Origin of the sequence: Nocardioides abyssi (assembly GCF_030412915.1) — a bacterium.
Classification (GTDB): domain Bacteria; phylum Actinomycetota; class Actinomycetes; order Propionibacteriales; family Nocardioidaceae; genus Nocardioides; species Nocardioides abyssi.
The window spans coordinates 1-471 of record NZ_JAUHJR010000030.1; the positions used below are offsets into that span (position 1 = coordinate 1).

1 protein-coding gene is annotated in these 471 nt (G+C 43.3%); it reads right to left on the bottom strand.

What is annotated here, in order from left to right; translation table 11 throughout:
• Window positions 1–471, bottom strand: a 471-nt coding sequence (locus QWY29_RS19760; RefSeq protein WP_300962949.1) for a hypothetical protein, incomplete at both ends; no start/stop codon positions are given.

Consider the following 471-nt stretch of genomic DNA (forward strand, 5'->3'; position numbering starts at 1 on the left):
GTTGTGTGCTGGCTGAAGTGCCAGGTTGAGGAACACTCGGTGTTGATGGTGCTCCATTTGATGAATCATCTGACTCATCTTCAGTTTGTGCTGCAATGATACGATCTTTTGTGTCAGGATCGTCATTCGTTGTTAAAGCACGAGACAGCAGTGCATTGTTGGTAGTGAAGTTCAAAACCCTACTACTACTAGTGTCTGCTGTTAATCCATGTATGTCGTTTCCAGTTGTCATACCTCTAGCTTCATCCGAAAGGGATCCGCCAGGAGTAAAAGTAACTGTTCCACGGTCTGGTTCGTTTAGTCCGGTAGTTGGTCCAATTTGGTTGTTACCAGCTTGAGAGCTAGTTGAAGTCAAACCCTTTAACGATAAGGATTGGTCAAAGTTTTGTTTCGACAGAGCAAGTTGATTTTGCCCTTGCATCTGCATAAGTTGCATTTGCATTTGTCGGTTCAAGTCTTGGTTTTTGTTAT